Annotated in this window: 17 protein-coding genes and 2 pseudogenes; 8 read left to right on the forward strand and 11 right to left on the reverse strand. The window is 64.1% G+C overall.

Annotation, left to right across the window (positions count from 1 at the left end; genetic code table 11):
- Window positions 1-66 precede the first annotated feature (66 nt).
- On the forward strand, window positions 67-1,938 hold the full coding sequence (locus tag ABD002_RS06675) for a winged helix-turn-helix domain-containing protein (RefSeq protein ID WP_343788446.1): 1,872 nt from the start codon (window positions 67-69) through the stop codon (window positions 1,936-1,938).
- A gap of 91 nt (window positions 1,939-2,029) precedes the next feature.
- On the opposite strand, the gene ABD002_RS06680 is transcribed toward ABD002_RS06675, so the two are convergent.
- Both ABD002_RS06680 and ABD002_RS06685 read right to left on the reverse strand, forming a co-directional pair.
- Window positions 2,030-3,460 carry an NHL repeat-containing protein gene (locus ABD002_RS06680; RefSeq protein WP_343788449.1) on the reverse strand — a complete coding sequence of 477 codons (1,431 nt, stop codon included), beginning with the start codon at window positions 3,458-3,460 and terminating at the stop codon, window positions 2,030-2,032.
- A 347-nt stretch (window positions 3,461-3,807) separates the two neighbouring features.
- The gene (locus ABD002_RS06685; protein WP_343788452.1) at window positions 3,808-4,476 is read right to left on the reverse strand and encodes a DedA family protein; all 669 of its coding nucleotides are present in this window, start codon (window positions 4,474-4,476) and stop codon (window positions 3,808-3,810) included.
- A 183-nt stretch (window positions 4,477-4,659) separates the two neighbouring features.
- On the opposite strand from ABD002_RS06685, the pseudogene ABD002_RS19650 reads away from it, so the two are divergent.
- The 3 genes and pseudogenes from ABD002_RS19650 to dusB all read left to right on the forward strand — a co-directional run.
- Window positions 4,660-4,887: pseudogene (locus tag ABD002_RS19650) on the forward strand (hypothetical protein); the annotation flags it as partial.
- Between the two features lie 59 nt (window positions 4,888-4,946).
- Window positions 4,947-5,072 carry a hypothetical protein gene (locus ABD002_RS19655; RefSeq protein WP_379988721.1) on the forward strand — a complete coding sequence of 42 codons (126 nt, stop codon included), beginning with the start codon at window positions 4,947-4,949 and terminating at the stop codon, window positions 5,070-5,072.
- A 54-nt stretch (window positions 5,073-5,126) separates the two neighbouring features.
- Complete coding sequence (dusB, locus tag ABD002_RS06695; RefSeq protein WP_343788457.1) at window positions 5,127-6,125, forward strand: tRNA dihydrouridine synthase DusB; 999 nt, start codon at window positions 5,127-5,129, stop codon at window positions 6,123-6,125.
- A gap of 24 nt (window positions 6,126-6,149) precedes the next feature.
- Here dusB and ABD002_RS06700 read toward each other — a convergent pair whose 3' ends face one another.
- The 6 genes and pseudogenes from ABD002_RS06700 to ABD002_RS06730 all read right to left on the reverse strand — a co-directional run bounded on the left by ABD002_RS06700 (window position 6,150) and on the right by ABD002_RS06730 (window position 12,452).
- A complete protein-coding gene (locus ABD002_RS06700; protein WP_343789387.1) occupies window positions 6,150-7,292 on the reverse strand; it encodes a tetratricopeptide repeat protein in 1,143 nt (380 codons plus the stop codon).
- A gap of 24 nt (window positions 7,293-7,316) precedes the next feature.
- Window positions 7,317-9,443: pseudogene (locus ABD002_RS06710) on the reverse strand (tetratricopeptide repeat protein); the annotation flags it as partial.
- 81 nt (window positions 9,444-9,524) lie between these two features.
- Entirely contained in the window at window positions 9,525-10,466 is a 942-nt protein-coding gene (locus ABD002_RS06715) for an aspartyl/asparaginyl beta-hydroxylase domain-containing protein (protein ID WP_343788463.1), read from the reverse strand.
- A gap of 50 nt (window positions 10,467-10,516) precedes the next feature.
- Window positions 10,517-11,875 carry a tryptophan--tRNA ligase gene (locus tag ABD002_RS06720; RefSeq protein WP_379988718.1) on the reverse strand — a complete coding sequence of 453 codons (1,359 nt, stop codon included), beginning with the start codon at window positions 11,873-11,875 and terminating at the stop codon, window positions 10,517-10,519.
- A gap of 24 nt (window positions 11,876-11,899) precedes the next feature.
- Window positions 11,900-12,217: a CcdB family protein gene (locus ABD002_RS06725; RefSeq protein ID WP_343788466.1), complete on the reverse strand. Its 318-nt coding sequence runs from the start codon at window positions 12,215-12,217 to the stop codon at window positions 11,900-11,902.
- A 4-nt stretch (window positions 12,218-12,221) separates the two neighbouring features.
- Window positions 12,222-12,452: a type II toxin-antitoxin system CcdA family antitoxin gene (locus tag ABD002_RS06730; RefSeq protein ID WP_343788469.1), complete on the reverse strand. Its 231-nt coding sequence runs from the start codon at window positions 12,450-12,452 to the stop codon at window positions 12,222-12,224.
- 134 nt (window positions 12,453-12,586) lie between these two features.
- Here ABD002_RS06730 and ABD002_RS06735 point away from each other — a divergent pair, with 134 nt between their 5' ends.
- Both ABD002_RS06735 and ABD002_RS06740 read left to right on the forward strand, forming a co-directional pair.
- Window positions 12,587-13,411 (forward strand): hypothetical protein, encoded by an 825-nt coding sequence (locus ABD002_RS06735; RefSeq protein ID WP_343788472.1) that lies wholly within the window; start codon window positions 12,587-12,589, stop codon window positions 13,409-13,411.
- A gap of 156 nt (window positions 13,412-13,567) precedes the next feature.
- Window positions 13,568-15,787 (forward strand): TonB-dependent receptor family protein, encoded by a 2,220-nt coding sequence (locus tag ABD002_RS06740; RefSeq protein WP_343788475.1) that lies wholly within the window; start codon window positions 13,568-13,570, stop codon window positions 15,785-15,787.
- A gap of 119 nt (window positions 15,788-15,906) precedes the next feature.
- On the opposite strand, the gene ABD002_RS06745 is transcribed toward ABD002_RS06740, so the two are convergent.
- Window positions 15,907-17,313 (reverse strand): serine hydrolase domain-containing protein, encoded by a 1,407-nt coding sequence (locus tag ABD002_RS06745; RefSeq protein ID WP_343788478.1) that lies wholly within the window; start codon window positions 17,311-17,313, stop codon window positions 15,907-15,909.
- A gap of 215 nt (window positions 17,314-17,528) precedes the next feature.
- Entirely contained in the window at window positions 17,529-18,278 is a 750-nt protein-coding gene (locus ABD002_RS06750; protein ID WP_343788481.1) for an ArsR/SmtB family transcription factor, read from the reverse strand.
- A gap of 28 nt (window positions 18,279-18,306) precedes the next feature.
- Between ABD002_RS06750 and ABD002_RS06755 the strand changes: the two genes are divergently transcribed.
- The gene (locus tag ABD002_RS06755) at window positions 18,307-18,750 is read left to right on the forward strand and encodes an NIPSNAP family protein (RefSeq protein ID WP_343788484.1); all 444 of its coding nucleotides are present in this window, start codon (window positions 18,307-18,309) and stop codon (window positions 18,748-18,750) included.
- The gene (locus tag ABD002_RS06760; RefSeq protein WP_343788487.1) at window positions 18,747-19,577 is read left to right on the forward strand and encodes an isocitrate lyase/PEP mutase family protein; all 831 of its coding nucleotides are present in this window, start codon (window positions 18,747-18,749) and stop codon (window positions 19,575-19,577) included. Before ABD002_RS06755 ends, ABD002_RS06760 begins: the two co-directional genes overlap by 4 nt.
- Window positions 19,578-20,369: 792 nt before the next feature.
- Here the strand turns inward: ABD002_RS06760 and ABD002_RS06765 are convergent.
- On the reverse strand, window positions 20,370-23,015 hold the full coding sequence (locus ABD002_RS06765; RefSeq protein ID WP_343788489.1) for a PKD domain-containing protein: 2,646 nt from the start codon (window positions 23,013-23,015) through the stop codon (window positions 20,370-20,372).
- Window positions 23,016-23,170 lie beyond the last annotated feature (155 nt).

Consider the following 23,170-nt stretch of genomic DNA (forward strand, 5'->3'; position numbering starts at 1 on the left):
ACTGCCCGCTTCGAAGCGGTCGTGCATTCCATCCGCCGGACAACAGCCATCGCGTCATCGCCCTCCATGTCGACGCTGCTTCGTTTTCCCACATTGCACGACCATGCGGCCGTCTATCGAGTCGGGCGGGCGGAACTGCATGTCGGGGCTGAGCGCCTGTTGGTCGATGGCATCGAAGTACCGCTGTCGCCGATGGCCTACCGCCTGCTGCTCGGCCTTTGTCATCTGCGCGGCGCCCTGCTGACGCGCACCGACGCGTTCAACCTGCTCTGGCCCGGCGGCGGTAGCGGCAGTGACGAGGCGCTGGCGCAAATCGTGCTCAAGGTTCGCCAGGCCCTGGGCTCCGAGGGCCGTCATCTGGTCACCGTGCGCGGTCGCGGTTTTCGACTCGACCTGCCGATCGAGCCCGTGCAATCCGGGCCGGCCGAGGGGCGGCGCCTGGCCGCGCCCGCAGCGACGAAAACCGATGCGGCGACTCGCGATGACTCCCTGCTTTCGGCCGAGACGCCGAGTGACGACCACGGGCCGGCCACACCCCATGCATCCCGGCGCTGGCGTCCTGCGGTCGCAGCCGCGGTTGTCGCTGCGCTCGCACTGATCGCCATGGCGTATTGGCTCCCGGCACGCGCTCCCACCATGGAGCTTCCCGGCTTTGCCGTGCCGGCCGAGGCATTCGGACCGATCAGCGCAGCGGGCGTGAATGCCCTGCGCACCGCGATGATCCGCGAGGATGAGGGCGATCGCGGCTCTGCCGCACGCCTTCTCGAAGCCATGTTCGATACCGAGCCCCGCAGCGCCGCGCCGGCTTTTTTTCTGGTGTTGTGGGCGACCGGCAACGAGCGAATCCAGGAGAGCACGCTTCGGCGGCGTCTGCTGGAGGAGCGCCTGCCACGCGACGCGACGCCCTATGTGCTGCTGCTGTCGCGCTGGTTGCTCTCGGACGATACGCCCGGCACCGAGATCGAAGTACTCAACGCCGCTCTCAAGCTGCAGCCGTCGGCATGGCGCCTGCGATTCGCGCGCGCGCACGTGCTGCTGCGTATGTCCCGCTTCGACGACGCGCTGGCCGACATGCGCCAGGTCCCGCTCGAAGCGGTGCCGCCGCGACAATCCATGTTCGTGCTCGGCGATCGCGCCGCGCTGGGCGATGCCGACCAGATGGAGCGGCAACTGCCTCGGCTCGCACTACGCTCGCCCGCCGTCGCCGACTACGTGCGCGGCCGCATCGCCGCGGCGCGCGGCCGTTGGGACGCAGCGCAGGCGGCCTACGAATCCGCTGGCGCGCGCGCCGAGCGGGACGCGCTGATCGGGTCATTGAGCAGCTCGTGGCTTCTGGCTGCCGCTGCTGCGGGAATGCGCGACCGCTGGGGTGAAACCGCGGCCGACGCCGACCGCGCCCGCCGCATCGGCATGGAACATGATCTGCCTGCGCTGGTGGCCGATGCCGATCCGGTGTTCGGCTACGCACAACACCGGCTCGAGCAGGCTGCGCAGCGCGATGCAAGCTGGGGTCGCTCCGACGCCGGCCTCCGGAAAGTCCACGACGACACCCGCGGCGCGCGCCTGTGGCTGCAGCGCGCACGTATCGATCCCGCCTGGGGCAGTGCGCACGCGCCTGCCACGCCACGCGATGCGCCGGATGCGCTTGGCATGAACGCGCTGGTGTCCGCGCGTGTCGCCTGGCTCGCCTGCGATATGCACGAAGCGGCACATCAGCTCGGCATGGCCGAAAACGCCGGCATCGATGCAGGCTACTTCGGCGACGAAGCGGACCTGTTGCGACAGGATCTGGACTTGCCGCGTCATGCATCCGCTGCGCCCCCGCGCCTGCCGTACCCGTGGCTGACGCGCTGGATAACCTACTGGCAAAGCACGCAAGGTGCCGGCCAGCGCCCCTGCGCCCATGCCGCCGCCGCTGCGGCGACTTCCGCTGGCTGAGAAAACCCGCTCGAGATCCTGCGCTCTGCGAATGGCTGCCCGCGGCGACGTCGATGCGGTATCCGACCGATGACCCCGCACCGAAGTGGGCTCATTCGAAGCCCGAGTTGAAGATGTCATCGCCGAGAACGCGCATCACCGCGAGGTCGCCGTTCGTGGTGCCGTCCGCTCGTCGCGAAACGCCTCCGACGATCATCGAACCGGTGTTCGGCAACACGGCACTGATGCTCAAGCCGGAATCGTAGAGCGGTCGCGTCGAGGACAACGGACGCAGGAAGTCGAGCACCGCGCCGGGATAGGCGAGCGTGTAGAAGACGCCCGGTACCGCAGAGGCGCCTCCGAAACCCGCGTCGGGCGTGCCGTCGGGCAGCAGGCGATAGAGCGTGACCGCCCGCGCCGGCGCATTCGGGACAGGATCCGTGAACGCGTAGGAACCCACCATGTTCAGCGCGCCGTCGCGCCCGAGCTGGCAGCCGTTGATCGAATAGTTGCCATTGCCCCTTCCCAGTTCGGGGTCGGCGATGAGATGAACCTCCTTGCCGCCCGTGCCGTAAGTGGAGTCCAGCGGATCGCCAGGGGACAGCAGCATCTTGGCGCTGCCCCATTCGATGCCGTCATAGCCGCTGTCCACCGCAACGCCGATAAGCAAACCGTAGTCGGGCGTGACCACGATGCAACGGCCGACGTCCGCCAGGGTGCCCCCGACGTCGAACGCAATGATATTGAGCAACTGGTACGTGAACTGGTTGCCGGTGCCGTGGATGTAACCGATGACGGCGTCGGTGTTGTTGCTTGCGGTCGTGTAGCCGCCGGTGAAGTACAGCGAGCCGAGACGATCCATCGTACCGGCGACGGCGTCGATGTTGGCACCCATCACCGGAAACGTCGCCGTCCGGATCACGTCGAATGTCACATCAAACTCGGCGACGGCCGGTTCGTAGAGATGGCTGCTGGGGTCCTGCGCGGTGCCAAGCACCCATACATTGCCGTCGCTTGGGCTGATCAGCAGATCGTGCGCCACTGCGCCGTTGGCGGGCGATGCGCCGGCGCAACCGCCGAAGAAACTGGAATCGAAACTGCCGTTCGCCGCGATCCGGCATACGTACCAGGAGGCATAGGCTCCATTGCCTTGCGAGTAGGCTACGTAGGCTTTCCCGTCGGCGCCAATGCGCAGGCCAATCAGCGAAAACGAGCTGAGCGACGGAGCCGGTACGAAGACCCGCCCGGCGGTACCAAAACTGCCATCGAGTTGACCGTCGCGCGTCAGGCGCGCCAGCCCCAATCCGCTGTTGGTGGCCCCGACCACGGTGACCGCTGCCCAGGTGCGGCCCGTGGCGTCGACCGTGGTGGATGCGTTGTAGGTGTTGCCGGGCGCGCCGGTCAGCACCGTGAAATCCACGAGTGCGATGCCTCCCGCGCCGAATTGCGGGTCGGCGTCTCCGCTCGCGGCGCCGACGAGACTGCATGACAGCACCGCTGAGATGACGGCGAAACAGCGGCCCCAGTGAATGATCTGCATCATGATGCTCTCCGTGCGTGAAGGCTGGCCGTCACCATGGAGCACCGTGCGATCGAGATACTTGAGCGTTGCGTGAGCGAACCTTGAGCATCGGCTATTCATGCGCTTTTTCATGCAGTTGCGGCCGGGCTGGCATGCATGCCCGGCAGGCGGTCAGCCCGCCGGGTCCGACATGACCACGGCCGATCCGTGTCTGCGCAACGAGCCACTCAAGAGACGACGGAACCCGATCCGGTCAACGGTTGATCGGCGATGTCGCGCTTCGAGGCGGGATACGCGCTTCGGACAGCGACCGGACTATCGCCCGCGAAACCGGCACGGCGGAGATCGCCAGGAAAGTGGTATCCGGGTCAGCCCTGCGCTGAACCGGCATCGCGTGCCGCGCGCTGCGCCCGATACTCGCGAAGGCGAGCACGGCGCCCGCTCGCGCGGCGCCAGAACACCCAGCCGACGCTGAGGACAAGCAAGGCCAGCGCGAAGGAGATGCCGCCTTGGCCGCGTTTCACCCAGGCCAGCACCCATTCGCGGTTCTCTGCGCCGTAGTAGCCGAGCCAGACCCAGATCGGCACCGAGATCAGTGCCGCGCAGCCATCGAGCAGGATGAAGCGCAGGAACGTTACGCGACGGCTCATGCCGGCGGTCAGGAACACGGCGGTACGCAGGCCCGGCAGGAAGCGTGCGATGAACATCAGCCGGTTGCCATAGCACTCGAACTTCGACTGCACCTGCGAGTAGCGGCGCGGCGTCAGCAGGTGCGCAATCCAACGCAGCCTGAGCGCGCGGGCGCCGAAATGGCGGCCGATCAGGAACACCACCATGTCGCCGACCAGCACGCCGGCCAGGCCGACCGCGCACATCGCGTTGACGTCCGCGTAGCCCAAGCCCGCGATGATGCCGCCGGCGACCAGCGAGATGTCCTCCGGGATCGGCGCGCCGAAGCCGCAGACCAGCAGCACGACGAACACGGCCAGATAGCCGTGTACGGCGAACAATTGGATCAGGTGGTCGAGAAAGGCCATCGGGGAGATTCGTAGGGTCCGGTACGCGCTGCGAAGCGACCGGTCGGCATGCCGCCAGAGACGTGGAAGGCCCGAAGTCTAACCGCGCGGACGCCGCCGGGTGCACGCGAAGTCCGCTCCGCGGCGTCGCGACATGACAACAGTCACTGGTACGCGCCGCGTCGATGCCGGATCCTGCGCCGCATGCGCCGCCTTGCACTGCTTGTTCCGCTGATCGCAACGAACGTCCCCGCAGCGACGCTCGACGTCGCCATTGACGGATTCAAGAGTTCACGAGGCCGCCTGCACGTCGCCGTCATCGCCGATCAGGCCGGCTGGGATCATGCGAAGGCACCGGCGGCGGAGCGCGATATCGATCTTGCTTCGGCGACGATGCCAGTGCACGTCCGTTTCGATGGTCTCGCGCCGGGAAACTACGCGGTCGAGCGTACCAGGACGTCAACGCGAACGGCAAGCTTGATTTCAACTTCATGCACATCCCAAGCGAACCGGTCGGCTCCAGCCGCAATCCGGATGTCTGGCGCCGCCCGCATTTCGACGAATGCGTGTTTCCGCTGCCGGCCGATGGAACCGTGATCACGATAACGCTGAAGTAGGCCGCAACCGGTCGCGACGCGCGACGGAACGCCATCACCGCTAGAATTGCGCGGATGCGCATCGGTTCCCACTTCATCAATCCGCCGGTCGTGCTCGCGCCGATGGCCGGCGTGACCGACAAGCCGTTCCGCCAGCTGTGCAAGCGGCTCGGCGCCGGATTGGCCGTGTCCGAGATGACCACGGCCGACCCACGCCTGTGGATGACGCGCAAGTCGCTGCACCGCATGGACCACACAGGCGAGCCCGATCCGGTCAGTGTGCAGATCGCCGGCTACGACCCGACGATGCTCGCCGAGGCCGCGCGCTACAACGTCGACCACGGCGCGCAGATCGTCGACATCAACATGGGCTGCCCGGCCAAGAAGGTCTGCAACGTCTGGTCCGGCAGCGCGCTGCTGCAGGACGAGGCGCTGGTTGCGCGCATCCTTGCCGCGGTCGTGAACGCGGTCGAAGTGCCAGTCACGCTCAAGATCCGCACCGGCTGGAATCGCGAGAACCGCAACGGCGTGCGCATCGCGCGGGTCGCCGAGGACGCCGGCATTACCGCGCTCGCGGTGCATGGACGTACGCGTGCGGATCTCTACGAAGGCGAGGCCGAATACGACACGATCGCGGCGATCAAGGCCGCGATCCGCATTCCGGTGTTCGCGAACGGCGACATCGACACGCCCGAGCGAGCGCGCCACGTGCTCGACTACACGAAGGCCGACGCGGTGATGATCGGCCGCGCCGCGCAGGGGCGGCCGTGGATCTTCCGCGAGATTGCGCACTATCTGGCGACGGGTGGAAAGCTCGCCGCGCCGGACCCGATTGAAGTGCGCGACATCCTGCTCGGCCATCTCGACGACCTCTACGCGTTCTACGGCGAGCCGCAAGGCGTGCGTATCGCGCGCAAGCATCTGGGCTGGTATGCGAAGGATCGGCCCGAGAACGCGGCGTTCCGCGCGGTGGTCAATCGTGCCGAGAGTGCGGGCGAGCAGGTTCGATTGACCCGCGAGTATTTCGACGCGCTGGCGGCGGATGCGGCAGGCGAGTTCGCCGCGGCGGCGTGAACATGGGCCAATACGGTGACAACGCTAGTACGGCAACTCCCACGGCTTGCCCGTTTGGTAGGTTTGCAGCATTGCCTCTGGCGCGCCATCGCTACTCGCTGACTGCTTGTTGGCAGCGCGCTGCATTTCGTTCGCGCGCTTCTGCGTGGTGATCGCACGCGGAATGTCGCCGCTGCGCGCATAGGCTGCGGCGAGAGTTCCAACCCACTTCCAGCTCGCATCTCGCTTTGCCGTGTACGGCTCGATCAACCGCGCCGCATAGACACCGTCAGCGCTATCGGCCGTCGGGAACACCGCAAGAAACCATGCGACGTTGTTCTTCTTATTCGGCTCCAGAAGCAGCGGGGCGTCGAACAACGCTTGCGCTTGCGCGCGGTTCATGCTGCAAACCATTTGCTCTAGGCACAGGCGGCCATAGACATGTTTCCCTAGTGAGGACATGCCATCGACGTTCTTGCCCAGCAAGTCTGCGGCACGCTTGAAATCGCCGCGATGCATGTACAAGCGCGCGAGCTCCACGTTGTAGTCCTCGGTGCCTGCGGTAGCCTTTTCAAGCCAGTTGGCAGCAGCATCGAAGTCCCGGTTCACGCCCATGCCATAGGCATAGAACATCCCGAGCTCGCCTTGCGCGTCGGAAATTCCGTGGGCGGCCGCGCGTTCGTACCATTTGCGTGCGGATACCGCATCTCTTCTGCCCAAGCGGCCGACCTCATAGGCGAAACCGAGCCGGAACTCACTCTCGGCATCACCCGCGTTCGCAAGATCTTCCAGAAGACGGCGGCCGCGTTCTGCATCCCGCTCTGCATAATCAGGGCTCATCAGAATCATCGCGCTGACAACCTTGGCGTGAGTCGACCCCTGCTGCGCTGCGCGGTCCAGATATAAATACGCCTGTTTGAGGTCGATTTCGATGCCAATACCTTCAGCCAGACGTTCACCCATATGGACCTGGCAGACCATGTTGCCGAGATCCGCCGATTTCGTGAACAACGCAACGGCTCTCTTTTCATCCTTCGCGACACCCTGGCCCGCAAGGTACATCTCGCCGAGATTGCACGGAGCGTAGGGAGAACTGGCAGCAGTCGCGCGCTCGAACAGATCGCGCGCCTTTGCATAGTCTTGCTTGACACCCTCGCCAGCGAGATAGAGCAAACCTAGGTTGTTCATGGCGTCGATCTGACCGAGCGAAACGCCGCGTTCGTACCAAGCGGCTGCCTGTAGCAGGTCCCGCTGCACATCCTTGCCCTGCTGGTAGGCGAAGCCAACGGAGTTAGCTGAGTCGCCATCACCTTGCTCCGCGGCGCGCTTCAACCATTTCAGGCCGAGTTCCGGCTGTCGCTCGCCGAGCAGCCCATTTCTCAAGGCGAGTCCGAGGTTCGCCTGCGCCTGCCGGCTACCGCCTTCGGCACCTTTGCTATACTAATCGACCGCCTGCTTTGGGTCTTTGACTACACCCTCGCCTTTCTCGTATGCGTAGCCGAGGCCACTCATCGCATCGGCATTTCCCTGTTCGGCCGCAAGCCTGCACCAGTGCGCCGCACGGGTTAGGTCTTTAGCGACGCCGCGGCCTTCGGTATAGAACGCGCATAATTGATATTGCGCGCGGTCGTAGCCGCGAACAGCGGCATAGGCGTAGAGCGCAGCCGCTGTCTGGTCATTGTGATCAACACCGCGCCCAGTTTCGTACAGGTAGGCTAGTCCTGATGCTCCGCGTGGATAGCCCTGTATCGCCGCGCGCCGGGTCCACTTCAAGGCCTCCGCATCGTTGCGTTCAATCCCTTCACCGTCTCTGTACACAATAGCGAGATTGTTCTGCGCAACCGCTTCCCCCCACTCAGCGCCCATCTCGTAGTACCGCAGCGCGCTCGCGTAGTCGCGCTGAACGCCGTCGCCACGGTAGTAGAGGTTGCCGAGCTTCGCGTCGCAAGCCACATTGCCGCCAGCCACCGAGCGCTCATAGAGTGTCTTGGCTTTGGCGAAATCCACGGTCACGCCACGGCCGGACTGGTAAAGATCACCGAGATTGCACATCGCTACTACATTGCCTTTTGCGATGGATCGCGTGTACCAGTCCACGTCACAGCTGGGTTTCTTGGCATCGCCCTCTTGGGCGCATAGCGTTCCGTAGTCGTTCTGCGCCGGTGCATAGCCATGTTCCGCGGATCGCCGCAGCCAGCGCATGCCCTCCGCGGGATTGGCGACGTGCAGATCGTCGTCTCGCAACACGTTAGCGTACTCGTACTCCATGCGCGGCGTACCCAGATGCTTCGCGGCGCGATCCAGCTGCTGATCGCGGCGAGTGTTGCTGGTTTCAACACCGAATCCGCCCGCGTACATCGCGGCGAGCAGAACCTGCGCCTCGTTCATCCCCTCGGCTGCGGCGGCCTCCAGATATTCGCGCGCCTTGGCAAAGTCCGCGTCACCCTGCGATTTCAACAGCAGACGGCGGCCCACGGCGTACTTCGGGTAAGGATCATCGGACTGCAGCGCGCGCCGCAACAGCTCCAGCGAGCGCTCCTTGGTGATGAGGTCATGCAACATGCCTTCATGAAAGTCGGCGAGGCCCGTCAGCGCGGCGGCGCGCGGCATTGGCGCAGCGCTGAAAAGAAAAGCCATGTAGAGCGCGGGAGCCTCCATTGCGCCCTTGGATTGGTCGGAAGGAAACTGCGTGGAAGCCGCCGCGACCATGTCGTGCGCATAGTCGGTCAGGTCGAAGCGCAGCACGACATCGTGATCGTCGCCCAAGCGGCGCGCGGTGACCTTGTCGTAGAGCCGCCAGCCGCCATTGCGGATCTCGAACGTCTCGCTGACCACGTCCCAATGACCGATCGCGATGTAAGCGATGCAGTCGACGAATGATCTGGCCGCAATCAGTCTGTCTTCGCCAAAGGCGCCGCTCGGACGCTTCATTTCTTCCATCAGCACTGGCAACTGAGCGGCATGCTTGTCCGCTTCGGCCTTCTGTCCCTGCGTGGCCTTGCAGCGCGACAGCACGTAGTGGGCCATCAGGGACCGCGCGTCGCGATCCACCTGTCGCTGCGCGAGGGAAACCAGCTGCGTGCAAGCGCCTTCCTCGTACAGCTTGCCGATATTGGCGATCGCGGCCGCATCGAACTCGAACGACGTCGTCTGCGCCAGCGCAGTCCGCATGACTGATGCGCTCAAATCCTCAGCTCGCGGAAGCGCCATGTCCTCGACTGGACTCGCCAGCGGCCGCGTGCTCGCGCGTGCCTGCGGTGTTGCGCCGAAGACGGCGAGCAGCAGGAGCATCAGTGGATACGAGTACCAGACCCCGCCGCGTTCAAACTGCCCCTTCATCCTTGGCTCCTCAGGGTCATATCCAAATCGATCTAATCGTTACCGGCTTGACAGGTTCACGATCGCGTCCAGGAAATACGTTCACACGCGCAGCGGAATCCACGGCAGCAGCAGCCAGCCGAGCACGAGTGCGATCAGCGCGATCCGCGCCAAGCGGTAACCGAACGGCGAGGCCCGCTTGAAGCGCTTGCGCTGCTTGCCGACGCGATGCGCGAATGCATTGAGGCGATTGACGACGCCGACCTTCTCGGTCGTGACGTTCTGCGCCGCAGTCGCCTGTCCCAGCACGCGACTGACGAAACGGTTGATCCCGCGCATCAGCGGCGTGCGCAGCGGGCGTTCGACGTCGCAGAACAGGATCACGCGGGTCTGGTCGGTGCGGTTCTCGGCCCAGTGCACGAAGGTCTCGTCGAACACGATGTCCTCGCCGTCGCGCCACGAATATTTCTCGCCGTCGACGAAGATCAGGCAGTCGTCCGAGTTCGGCGTGATCAGGCCGAGGTGATAGCGCAGCGAGCCCGCGAACGGATCGCGGTGCGGATTGAGCTTGCTGCCGGGTGGCAGCAACGCGAACATCGCGGCCTTCACCTGCGGAATCGTCTCGAGCAACGCAACCGTGTTCGGGCACAGCGCGTGTGCGGACGGCAGCGGCTCGCCGTACCACTTCAGGTAAAAGCGCTTCCAGCCTTCCTTGAAGAACGAACCGAAGCTCGCGTCGCTGTGCTTCTCGGCGGCGCGGATGTAGCCCTCGTCGAACAGGTGCAGCGCCTCCTCGCGGATCGCGCGCCAGCCGTCACGCATCGGATCGAGCTGCGGGAAGGCCGGCCGATCGAGAATGGGTTTTGCACGCACCGCGGAGAATGCGTACATCAGCACGTTGTACGGCGCGAACAAACCCGAGTGGTCAAGCAGCTGGCGCCGGAAACGCAGGCGCACGCGTCCGCGCAGGTGCACGTAGAGCACGCTGGCGACGTAGAGCGCGACAAGCGCGAGCAGGATCAGGCGTAGCGAGAAATGCGGCACGTGACTGGCGAAAGAGCGCGGGCGGAGAGGCGAAGGATACGCCGTCGGCGTCAGCCCGACTTCGCACGCTCCTTCGCAAGCTTGTCGGCTTTAAGTGCGGCCAGCGCGGCGAGGATCCCATCGATCTGCTGCGCAGCCATGTCGGTCGCCGCGCTTTCGCGTATCAAGGTCTGTGCATCGCCGCCGGCTTCCACGAGCGCTGAAGCGATGCGCCCGGCGTCCTTCGGCGCATCGAAGGCGCGGCTCTGCAGCAACAGTCCGCCGTCTGCATCGGTCAGCTTGAAATAGAACTTGTTGTCGCTTTCACGATAGCTCTTGAGTTGCGGTAGCGACGTCGCAGCGGGCACTGCTTTTCCAGATGCCGGCTCCGCGGAGGTGGACGAGGCGCGATCACCGAGATCGCGCACACCGACGGCCCAGCGCAGCTTTTCAGTCAGCTCGCGGCTGCGCTCGCGTGCTTTGCGTGCACCCGCGAGCAACTGCTGCTCAATGACTTTAGGTTTCGCAACCAGCGCTTCGTAGCGCGCGCGCGGCGCGGCGAGTTCCGCATCGACGCGCTCGAACAGCTTGTGCTTCGCATCACCCCAGCCGATGCCGTCGGCGAAAGCCTGACGCATCGCGGCGGTTTCCTCCGCGCTCGCGAAGGCCTGGTAGATCGCGAAGATGTTTGACGTGTCCGGATCCTTCGCTTCGCCCGGTGCGCGTGAATCGGTCACGATGCCGAGGATCGCTTTCTTCAGATCCTTCGCCGGCAACCAGAGCGGAATCGTGTTGTCGTAGCTCTTCGACATCTTGCGCCCGTCGGTGCCGGGCAAGGTCGCGACGTTGTCCTCGATTTTCGCTTCCGGCAGCGCGAAGAATTTCTCGCCCTCGCCGCCGTAGAGATGATTGAAGCGTTGCCCGATATCACGCGCCATCTCGATGTGCTGGATCTGGTCGCGCCCGACTGGCACTTCGTGCGCGTTGAAGATCAGGATATCCGCGGCCATCAGTACCGGGTACATGTAGAGCCCGGCGGTGACACCGGCATCGGCGTCCTCGCCGGTCGCGGTGTTCGCGTCGACCGCGGCCTTGTACGCATGCGCGCGATTGAGCAGACCCTTCGCGGTCACGCAAGTCAGCAGCCAGGTCAGTTCCGGGATTTCCGGAATATCCGATTGGCGGTAGAAGAACACCTTGTCCGGATCGAGGCCGCAGGCGAGCCAGCTAGCCGCGATTTCGAGCGTGGACTGCTGCACGCGCGCGGGTTCGCCGGTCTTGATCAGCGCGTGGTAATCGGCCAGGAAGTAGAACGATTCGGCATCGTCGCGGCGGCTGGCCGCGATCGCCGGTCGGATCGCACCGACGTAGTTGCCGAGGTGCGGCGTGCCGCTCGTCGTGATGCCGGTGAGGATGCGTCGCTTCTGCATGGGATAAGGATGGATGGCGCGGATTCAGATGCCGCTGAACAGGAAATCGAGCGCACGCAGGATCGCGCCGCGCTGACCTTCGAGGTTGCCGACGCGTTTGCGCAGCACCGTTGCATGAACTGCCGCGAGTTCCGGCGTGTACATCACCAGCGCTTCCCCGTCGACATCCAGTGCCGGAGTCAACGTCTGTGCAAGCCGTCCGCCGACGACGCCGGGCTTGCCGAGCGGCACCACGACCGTGGTCGACAGGCCATCGAGCAAGTCCGATTGCACGACGAGGAAATACGGAAAGCGTTTCGCGCTCTGCGCGCTCTCGTTGCGGTAGACGTCGAAGCGGGCCATCCGGTCAGAACGTCCTGAGGCCGTCGCTCCACAGCCCGTCGCGCTCGATGTGCCGGTTGTAGGCCTCGATCGCCGCGCGGTTGTCCTTCAGCCACTGCTCGGCGCGGCGCTGGCGGATCACTTCGATCAGATGTTTCTCCATCTCGGCCGAGAGATTGATGTCGAGCGCGCGCGCTTCCTCGAGAAGGTCACTGCGGATGCTCAGATTGGTCGGCTTCTTGGCGGGAGACGGCATGGACAGTCGATGCGCATGGGGCATGCGCAATCGTAATACGCGGTCCGTATGGAGGCAACCACACCGTACGCGCACGCAACCCCGCCCGCTGTACCGCCGCGTTGCATGCCCTCGCCCACCCAAGGAGATGCGTCATGCGTACCCTGCTCTGCGCCGCCCTGCTGGCCGCCGCGATCGCCACACCCGCGCGTGCCGGCAACCTGCTCGACCTCACCATCATCGACCGCGACACCGGCACCACGCTGCCGACCTGGGCCGACCGCGGCAAGCTGTATGTCGCCGGCACGCCGGGGCATCGCTATTCGGTGCGCCTCTCCAACCGCAGCGGCGGCCGCCTGCTGGCCGTGCTCAGCGTCGACGGCGTCAACGCGGTCAGCGGCCAGACCGCGAGCCCGGACCAGACCGGCTATGTGCTCGCGCCTTTCGAGTCGACCGAGATCAGCGGCTGGCGCAAGAATCTCGACGAGGTCGCGCAGTTCAATTTCACCGCACTGTCCGACAGCTACGCGGCACGCACCGGCCGGCCGGCGAATGTCGGCGTGATCGGTGTCGCGGTGTTCACCGAGCGCGTGCCGGTGTGGCGCTATCGCGACGAAATCGCGCGCGAGGCACCCTCGCCTGCGCCGACCCCGGCGCCCATGGATGCAGAAGCGCAGCGCGCGCAAGCGCCGGCTGCGGCCGCCGGCGCGGCGCGTCCGATGCCCGCCCAGCCGGAGGCGCAGCAGAAAGCGCTCGCGCGCAGCACAGAACGTCTTGGCACCGGCCACGGCGAACGCGAATACGCGCATGTCGATACGACGAGCTTCGAGCGTGCGTCGCGCCGACCCGCGGAAACCGTCGCGGTCTGGTACGACAGCTACGCGAACCTGGTCGCGCAGGGCATCATCCAACGGCCGATTGCGCGCGGCGAGCCGCGACCGTTTCCAAGCGAATTCGTGCCTGATCCGCCGGCGCACTAAGCGCCGTCTCGCAAGCTCTTCTGGTCTAGTGGCGGATTGAATATCCGCCACTAGACTTAGGCCTGTACGCTCTGTCTCATCCGGCACAAGCCTGCGATAAAAGACGTTCGCGCGCGTTCAGAGGGGAACGCCGCGCAATTCCTGAGGAAATGCCCAATGAGAACGATAGCCATCGTGCCGGGCGTGCTTGCGCTCGCGATCGCGAATTGCCTGGCCTCGCCCGCGTATGCACAGGACACGCAGCCGTCGAAGGACGACACGCCGGCCAATGCATTGCCGAAGATCAGCGTCCGCGAGCATCGCCCGCAGGACGATACACGCCCGAAGTTGCAGCACATCATGCGCGAGGTCGATGGTCCGCTGATTACGGTGACCAAGAAGACGTCGATCACGAAAACGGACAGCATCCCGACCGTCGTCGACAACAACCTGCGCGACCTGTTCGCGCAGACGCCGGGCCTGTTCTACTCCGAGCAGCAGACCCCGGGTCAGTTGAACCTTTCCTATCGCGGCATCGGCAATCCGCAGGAATCCGAGTTCGTCACCGTGATGCTGGACGGCATCCCGCTCGAGGCCGACTGGATCGGCTATCCGACGATCTACACGTTCCCGATGCCGCAGCAGATCTCCGAGGTGCAGCTGATCCGCGGCGGCAGCTCGCTGCTGTACGGACCCGAGCCGCCGCCGGTCGTGAACATGATCAGCCGCAAGCCGGTCGCCGATCGTGAACTCGCCGGTTACACCGAAAACGTCGTCGGCAGCAACGGAATGTTCGCGACGTTCAACCAGGTCTCCGGCACGTCGGGCGAATGGGACTACCTCGCCGACGCGCACTACCGCCGCAACGATGGCCAGCGCGACAACGGCGATTCCAGGCTCAAGGGCGCCGACCTGCATGTCGGTTACCGACCGGACGACATGGCGTACTACGGGCTGGACCTCCACGCCTACAGCCTGAATACCGGCGATCCGGGCAAACTGAACTATTCGCAATTCGTCGCGAACGAGGACCTGACCACGACGCCGTACAACCGCGTGTGGACGGATCGTTATGTGCTCAGCCTGACCCACGAGCGCCATTTCGATCCGGAAACCGAACTCGTCGCGAAGCTCTGGGGCGGTTACCAGGACAACGCCTCGCGTTCGCAGGACCGCGGCAATCCGCCAACGACGGCGACCGTGCAGGACGACCAGTTCCGCTTCGCCGGACTCGATGCGCGACTCGTGCATCACTGGGGCCGCGGCAATGCGTTCACGGTCGGCACCACGTTGTATCACTCCGATGCGCCATTCCGGCAGTGGACCGAAAACACGCTGTTCCCCCAGCGCTATGACCGTTCCGGCCGCCCCTGTGTTGATGTGAAAGACAAGAACTGCGCGCGCCTGCGCCAGGCCCGCTCGACCGACTACGGCGCGATCTTCGCCGAGAACGTGTTCCGCTTCGCTCCCGACTGGCACCTGGTGCCGTCGGTGCGCATCGAGCGCGAGAACGTCGATATCAACGAGACGGTCAAGCCGGTGACGCTGAGTCGCGATCTCGTCAACCGCAGCGTCACGCACAACGTGCCGCTGTTCGGCCTCGGTGTCGGCAACGACTTTGGTCACGCCAACGAAACGTACTTCAACGTCTCGCAGGGCTGGCGTCCGGTGCGGTACTTCGACATCGGCTCGCCGTTCGGCAACACCGCGGCCGGCGCGATCAACGATCCGAGCCCGACCCACGTGCTGTCGTGGGAAGCCGGCGTGCACGGCACGCCGGTCGACGGCCTGTTCTACGACGCCAGCCTGTTCTGGGTGAACGTGAAGGACCGCATCGAGTCGCTGCAGATTCCCGGCGCGGCGCCTGGCAACACGATCAACGTGAACACCGGCAACACGCGCCATCGCGGCTTCGAGGGTCAGATCGACTATGACTTCCTCGCCGCGCAGGATCCGAAGACGACGCGGCACCTGTCCGTGTTCGCGAACCTGAGCCTGCTCAACGCGGAGTTCACCCAATCGATCAAGGGCAACACGGGCAAGAAACCGGCGTTCTCGCCGAACTACCTCGCACGCGTTGGCGTGGCCTACCGCGAAGACAAGAAGCTCAAGCTCGCGTTGTCCGTTGTCTCGGTCGCGAGCCAGTACTGGCAGGACTCGAATCTGCCGGCGCCAATCGCCACAGCGACTCCCGCCACGACCGGCTACATCCCGGCCAAGGTGCCTTCGTACACGATCGCAGATTTCTCGGGCGACTGGTGGGTGCTGCCCCAGGTGCGCGTGCTCGGCGGCGTGTCGAACCTGACCGACCGCAAGTACTACGCGCGTGTGTTCGGCGGCGGCCTCGAACCCGGTCTCGGCCGCACGTTCTACGTCGGCGCGGCCTACGAGTTCTGATTCACGAAGCAATCGCGGAGTTGTTCCGGCACACGGATGTGCCACCGCCACGCCGGCAGGGTGCCACGTTGCCGAGTGCGCAGATCGGGCTGCTCACCAGGCATCGGCGAGCAGGCTTGCTATCCGAGGGATAGACTCGCGATTTTGCCCTCGACGTCAAGCCCTACGGCAAATTTGAGTGAGCTGCCCGGGCCGAAGGTGACCAGGTAGTCGAGCCACCTCAGCTTCGCGTCCGATCGCTGCCCTTTGAAGACGAATTGCTCCGGGGCGCCATAAGGCCCCAGCTGCCTGGCAAAACGTTCCGCGAGACCGGCTTTCATTTTCGCTTCCAGCTTGGGGCCCAGGCGGGAGGAATCTTCGGTTCCGTGCTGGAGCTGGACAAAGAACGCCTTGGCGTCCGCCGTCGCACGCTTGTCCTCGTCGGCAGCCGGACGAACAGCAGCCGCGGCGATATCCGGAAACAACACATTGAATACGGCCGAGGTAATCATCTCGCCCGGTTCCGGATTGTCTCCGTTGTTGGTGAACGCAATGATCTGGACGCCCTGTTTCGGAAAGTATTCGTTCGCGGTCGTGAAGCCGAACGATCCGCCGGTGTGTCCGACGCGCGGCTGTTCGCCGACGGAATCGACGAACAGGCCGAAACCGTAGCCGGCATCCCCTTGCTTGGTCGTTTTCACTGAAGTGCTCATTGACGCGTAATCAGCCGGCGTCACGATTCTGCCGTTCATCAGCGCGTCGTTCCATTTTTCGAGGTCGCTCACCGTCGACACGAGGAACCCCGCCGACCATCCGAACGTATCGCTGATCGTCGGCGCGCGCTCGATCCGCTCATTCTTGTGGCGGTAGCCGATCGCCATGTTCGGCAGGTGCGTCTCGTCGCCGCCCGTGAAGGTGTGTGTCATTCCGGCGGGGCCGAGCAAATGGGTCTGCACATAGTGGCGATAGGACTCATGCGAGAGGACCTCAATGACGCGACCCAAGAGGATGTAGCCCGTGTTCGAGTACGACCACCGACTGCCCGGCTCGAAGTCGAGTGGCTTGCCTGCGATGCGCGCCATGACCTGATCGAACGTGGCCGGCTTGGTGGCATCCTGCTCGATATCCGGCCCATCGAGGTACTCCGGCAGGCCACTGGTGTGCGAGAGCAGTTGCCGCAGCGTGACCTCGTTGGCATGCGGTGCGGCGGGCAGGAAGGCTGCAAGTTTGTCGTCAATGTGCAGCTTGCCGGCCTCCTGCAACTGCAGGATCGCCGCGGCGGTGAATTGCTTGGTGATCGAACCAATTTCGTAATAGGTGCCTACCGTGGCCGGCAGGTGCCGTTCGCGATCGCGCAATCCATAGGCGTTGCTGTAGACGATATGACCGTGCTCGGCGATAGCGACCGTAGCACCAGGCGTCGCGGTGCGATGGAGGATGATTTCGACGTCCGCGTCGATTCGCTTTGCCTGCTCCGGCCCGACGGTATCGGTCGCGATAGCGAAGGAAGCGTAGAGCAGGGGAAAGGCGAGAGCGGCACGTATCATGGGACGGCTCCTGTTTCGGAATGAACTTTCGCAGAGGCGAAAAGCGTTCCGAGCCATATCGCAAAGCCCGTGCCAGCGAGAATCCGCAAGGGGTTACTTTCCCATCAGTCACTTACGCCGAAGGCGTCGCCCACAAAAGACTGTCCGCGGACATATTCCGCGGACGTCCGGACTGAAGGCGCTCCCGATTCTCCCGTTCGTGCATGATCCGGCTCTCAGTCCTGAAGACCGAATCGCGCACGCATTTCGCGCGCGCCAAGTCGGGTAACGCTCAAGGCGCGGCTGTCGAGATCCTGGACTACCCAACGGTGTTTCAATGCGACCGTCAGAAGAGCAGCACCGAGCGCCCCGCCCATATGGGGTCGGCGCTCGCTCCAATCGATGCAGGCGCAAGCGAAGCGACGACGCAGCTTCCGAGTGGCTTCGATGTCGATGCCAAGCCGTGCAAATGCCTTCGCACCCTCTTCGGTGAGATCGTACGCATCGTCGTCCACCGAACTGACGGACAACCATTCCAATTCACTGAAACGATCGTGCAGGGAAACGGCCACTGCACCGGCCATGTGGTCGTAGCACGTGCGTGCGGCACGCAGTCGGCCTGGGGTGTTCGGCACGAACCTGTCGCGCGATCCGCCCGCGACGACCATCAACGCCTCGAGCGCTGCGGCGACGCTGCCGTCGTGCAAACTGTAGTAGCGATGTTTCCCTTGGGCGAGCACCTTCACCAGTTGGTGCTCCTTCAGCCGAGCAAGGTGCACGCTGGCCGTTGAAGGACTCACGTCCGCGACGATCGCCAGTTCGGTGCCGGTTCGCGCGTGACCGTCCAACAAGCAATAGAGCATGCGCGCTCGCGCGGGCTCGCCGATCGATGCCGCTATTCTGGCGACCGCATTGTCCGCGTCGACATCCATATTTTGATCGTAGACGAATTGTTCATGCCGAACAATCGGCACACTGCGGGCCATGCATCCGACACAGCCCTCGACTTCACAGATGAATCGCCGCGAAGCCATCGCGAGCATCGCGGCGATCTATGCCGCGCTGACCCTTGGCCGCACTGCACAGGCCAAACCCGCCGCGGAAAAGGCACCCATGACGATAACCTGCTTCATCCGCTACCAGATCGATCCGTTCCAGCGAGAGGGCTTCAAGAAGTACGCCGAGAATTGGCGTCATATCATCCCTCGATGCGGTGGCCACCTGGTCGGATATTTTCTTCCGCATGAAGGCACGAACGACATCGCTTGGGGCCTGATTGCTTTCAGTAATCTCGCAGCCTATGAGACCTACAGAACACGTTTGAAGGCAGATCCCCAAGCGCGTGAAAATCTCGCCATGGCGCATGACATGCGCCTCATTCTCCGCGAAGAGAGAAATTTCGTGGAGGTCGTCGATGGAACGTTCAACCTGCCCTCGACGTTCGCAGGGTCGACGTGATCGCCCCCGTGACCCAGGCTGAAAAGGGCCGGGCCTTTCGTGAGCTTCATGAACGTGCCGGCGCATTCATCATTCCCAATCCGTGGGATGTCGGCACTGCGCGGATGCTGGCGCATCTGGGCTTTGAGGCTCTGGCCACCACGAGCGCCGGATATGCGTTTTCTCTTGGGCGGCGGGATAACACGATAGCTCGTGACGACATGATGGCGCACGTCGCGGCGATTGCCTCGGCCAGCGACCTGCCTGTCAGCGCCGATCTTGAGAATGGCTACGGCGACGCCCCCCAAACCGTCGCAAAGACGATCCAGCTTGCGGCAGCAGCGGGTGTCGTCGGCGGCTCGATCGAAGATGCAAGCGGACACGCGAATCATCCGATCTATGAACGTGCACACGCGGTCGAGCGAATCCGCGCAGCGGCGGAGGCCGCGCGTGCTCTGCCTTTCACATTCACGCTGACCGCGAGGGCGGAGAACTATCTGGTCGGCAAGCCCGATCTTGAGGACACGATCGAGCGGCTGCAGGCGTATCAGGAGGCGGGTGCGGATGTTCTCTACGCGCCCGGCCTGACCCGCAAGGACGACATCGCCGCGGTGGTCAGGTCAGTCGATCGCCCGGTGAATGTCGTGATGGGGCTGCAGGGGACGCAACTCGATCTCGCGACCCTGTCGGCCATGGGCGTCAAGCGCGTCAGCGTCGGCAGCGCACTGTCTCGCGCCGCGCTGGGCGCATTTCTTCGCGCTGCGCTGGAAATGCGGGAACACGGCACCTTCACCTTTGCCAATGACGTCGTGAGCTACAAGGACATCAGCGCCATGTTCGCGGCATGACATGCGCAAGAGCATTCGCCCGTCACGCCACAGGGAGCTGGGCCACGATGAGGAGGATCGTTACTTCGGCAGCCCTCTCCGATCGGCAGATGCGCGTAGCAGTCGCGAATCTTGCGATCGAAGAGCTTATCGGGGGCCCAGACACCGCGTGCGCGAAGGCAAGGCCCGATCCTGTCGGCCGAGGAAGCCAATCGCCTGTTCGCGCATTTGATCCGGCCAGCTGTCGGGTTTCGTTCCTATTGTCGCCGTGCGTCCGCCTGCTTCGCCCACGCCGGTCGTCATGCAGCTTAAGCCGGACACTTCGATGCAGGCGAAGTTTGGCAATTTATGAAAGGATGCTCAGAGACTTCACCGACCTGCGGGCAAACGTTGGCAGCTGCTGTCTATGCTTGGTCCGCTGCAGGTGACCAGTCGGAGGTCACCCGTCCATCGCGTTTCGTACAGCCACAAACGGCTATCCGAGGACGACTATTCGTCTTCGTCAGACTCTTCAATTTCGGCGGTTAGAAGCGTAAGGCCCCAGCCATCGGCTTGAATGAGCACCTGCCCGTAGAGTTCCAGCCCGCGCCTTTCGCGGAGACACCATCCGCTCGGATCCGTTTCATCGACATTGGAAATCGCACCTGGCGATTCCTTGAAGGTCCGGATGAACTCGCGTTGCTAGTCCCCAGACTCTCGCCGGCAATGCGGACCGGCACACTGCAATCCAAAAAAAAGAGGGCCGCTCAATGCGGCCCTCTCCAAATAACCATCGAACGAAAGCGGCCGCGTCCCGCGGCCGCTTTCGCCGCCTTATTGCACGGTCAACGTGACGTCATCGAGCACGAAAGACGTCTGCAGCGACGCATCCTCGGTGCCGGTGAACTTGATCGTCACAGTCTGGCCGATATAGGCGCTCACGTCATTCGAGTGGACCGTGTAGCCCGACGCCGCATTCAGGTTGGAATACGTCGCCAACGTCTTCAGCAGCGTGCCCGAACTGTTGTAGACCCCAACCGTCAGCTTGTCGTAGGCCGTCGTGGTCGTCGTTTCCGCGGTGTCGATGTGCAGGTAGTACTGCAACGTCGCCTTGGACTTGCCGGCCGTGATCGCGACCTTCTGCGAGACGGTATCCGTATGCGTCGAGCCGTAACCGTTCAGCCACACAAACCCTGCGCCCGCGTGTGCGCTCTCGCCGCTGCAACCCGTCGAGCAATCCACACCCGACGTGGCTGTCCAAGGCGAGATCGAGCTCTCGAAACCCGGATTGACGAGCAGCTGTGTCGAGCCGCCACCGCCGCTGACCGTCACCGAGGCAGTCTTCGAGCTGGTCGTGCTATTCACGCTGTCGGTCACTGTTTCGGTCACGCTGTAGGTGCCTGCAGCCGCATAGGTGTGGCTCGGGTTGGTCGCGGTCGAAGTGCCGCCGTCGCCGAAGGTCCACGCATGCGTACCGATCGTGCCGCCGCTGTCGGTGGACGAGTCCGTGAACGTTGCGGTCAGGCCATTCGTCGTGAAGGCGAAGTTGGCCGTCGGTGTACCGCCCGCGCTGGCGACCGTCACCGACTGCGTCTTCGCGTTGGTCGCACCGCTGACGCTGTCCTTCACCGTTTCGGTCACGCTGTAGGTGCCCGCGGCCGCATAGGTGTGGCTGGGGCTGGTTGCGGTCGAGGTGCCGCCATCGCCGAAGGTCCACGCATGCGAGCTGATCGTGCCGCCCGAATCGGTGGAACTGTCGGTGAAGGTTGCCGTCAATCCGCTGGTCGTGAAGCTGAAGTTCGCGGTTGGTGTACCGCCGACAACGCCACCGATATGGTTGATCGCGCTGCTCAGGATCACGCTGCCACGGCCGCTCGCGAAGTCATAGCCAGGCCCCGCGCTAAAGCCGCCGTTGTTGCCGGAGACGATGTCGTGGAAGTCGGACGCCGGGAGCTGGTACAGCAACGGCGCCGCGAAACCGACGCTGGTGCCCTTCACCGCGATCACGCGCGCCCACATGCCGGCGAAGATCGGCGCGGACAGGCTGGTGCCGCCGATCTGCTGGCTCGCGCCATTGACGATCACCTTTGCGCCAGAGAACGGGCTGGCGTCGAACGCAACGTCGGCCACGCCGCGCGTGGTGCCGGAGACGAGAGCGTTCTGCCAGCTCGGCTTCGGTTCGAAGGTACTCGGACTACCGCCGGTGGCGCCGTTGCTGGGCAGATCGTTCCAGACCACCTCGCTGTTCCAGGTCGTCGTCGAAGCGTCCAGCTTGGTGCCGGCGACTGCGACCACGTACTGCGAGGCGGCGGGCCAACTCGGTGTGATGCCGCCGTTGGCACACTCGTCCGCGCCGGAGTCACCGGTCGAGATCGAGAACGTCTGGCCTTGCGCGACCGCCTGCTGGAAGCTCTGGTCCTGTGCCGCCGCCGAGCCATCGCCCTGCGCGGAGGTTTCGCACTCGCCGAGCGAGACGTTGATGATCTTCGCCGCGTTGGCGGTGACGACCGTGTTGATGTCAGCCGTCAGATCCGCATTCGACAACGTCGGAATGTTGTAGAAGATGATCTTGCCAACCTGGCCGCCACCCATGCCGACGATGTCCTGGCTGTCCAGGTTCCATTCGCCGACGCCGCTGGCGTCGGTGCTGGTGCCGTTGGTGTTGACCGTCTGGGTCGTCACAGTCGGCAAGCCGTTGTTGGATGTGAACGTGTTGAGGTCGGTGATCGTCTGCCCGATCGCGCCCTGCGTGATGATGCCGACGGTTACACCCGCCGCGGTCGCCACGCCGGTGCCGCTGTAGATCGACGAAAACTCGGTCGGGTTGTGTCCGGTCACCGCGAAGATACCCGCTCCGCTTTGCGGCACGACCTGGTTCATCGTGTGCGCCTGGTGCACAGTCTGCAGGCCGATCACCGCAAGCACGCTGCTCTGCAGCACCGTCGGGATATGCACATCCGCAGTGTTCGCGAACGCGTCACGGCCGTCCTTGGTACGCACGCGCGCGAACGAGGTCTGGAACGCCGCCTGGGCGACGTCCGCGGTGCCATCCGCCGATACCAGCAGGCGATTCGGCGCGACCACGACATTCTTGAACCCTGCCTGGGTCAGGAAGGCCACAACCGCATTCGCCTGATCCACGGTCGGCGAATGATTGGCGACAAACTCGTCAGGTGACATGACCGCGTGCACACCCATTACGCTGGGCTGGGCCGCAGCTCTCAGAAAACTCATGAGTTGGGTGTTGTTGCGCAACTTGAGCGCGACCTGGATATGGATCGGCTGCGTGAACGGCAGCAGGCCATTGACCACATCGCCCTGCCCCAAGTTGGTTGCAGACCCGATGGCGACCGGTGAATCGGCACCGATCTGCACGCCCGATGGCGGGACGATGGCCTGAGCCGGCCCGATTGCCCAACAACTGATGGCGATTGCCGCCGTGAGTGCGGCACGCCGCGAGATATTCGTCGATCTGAGCATTACTGATCTCCCTCAATATGCAAGCATCGAAATATCGGATGGTTTTTTTGCGCGGCCGCGCCTGTTCGGCCTTCGGGCAATGGGCGTCCTGCCTACACGCACGAAGGCTGAATAATGGTTTGAACACGGGGGAAACCCACTGCACAGCGGCGCGA

Source organism: Dokdonella soli, from assembly GCF_039523175.1.
Classification (GTDB): domain Bacteria; phylum Pseudomonadota; class Gammaproteobacteria; order Xanthomonadales; family Rhodanobacteraceae; genus Dokdonella_A; species Dokdonella_A soli.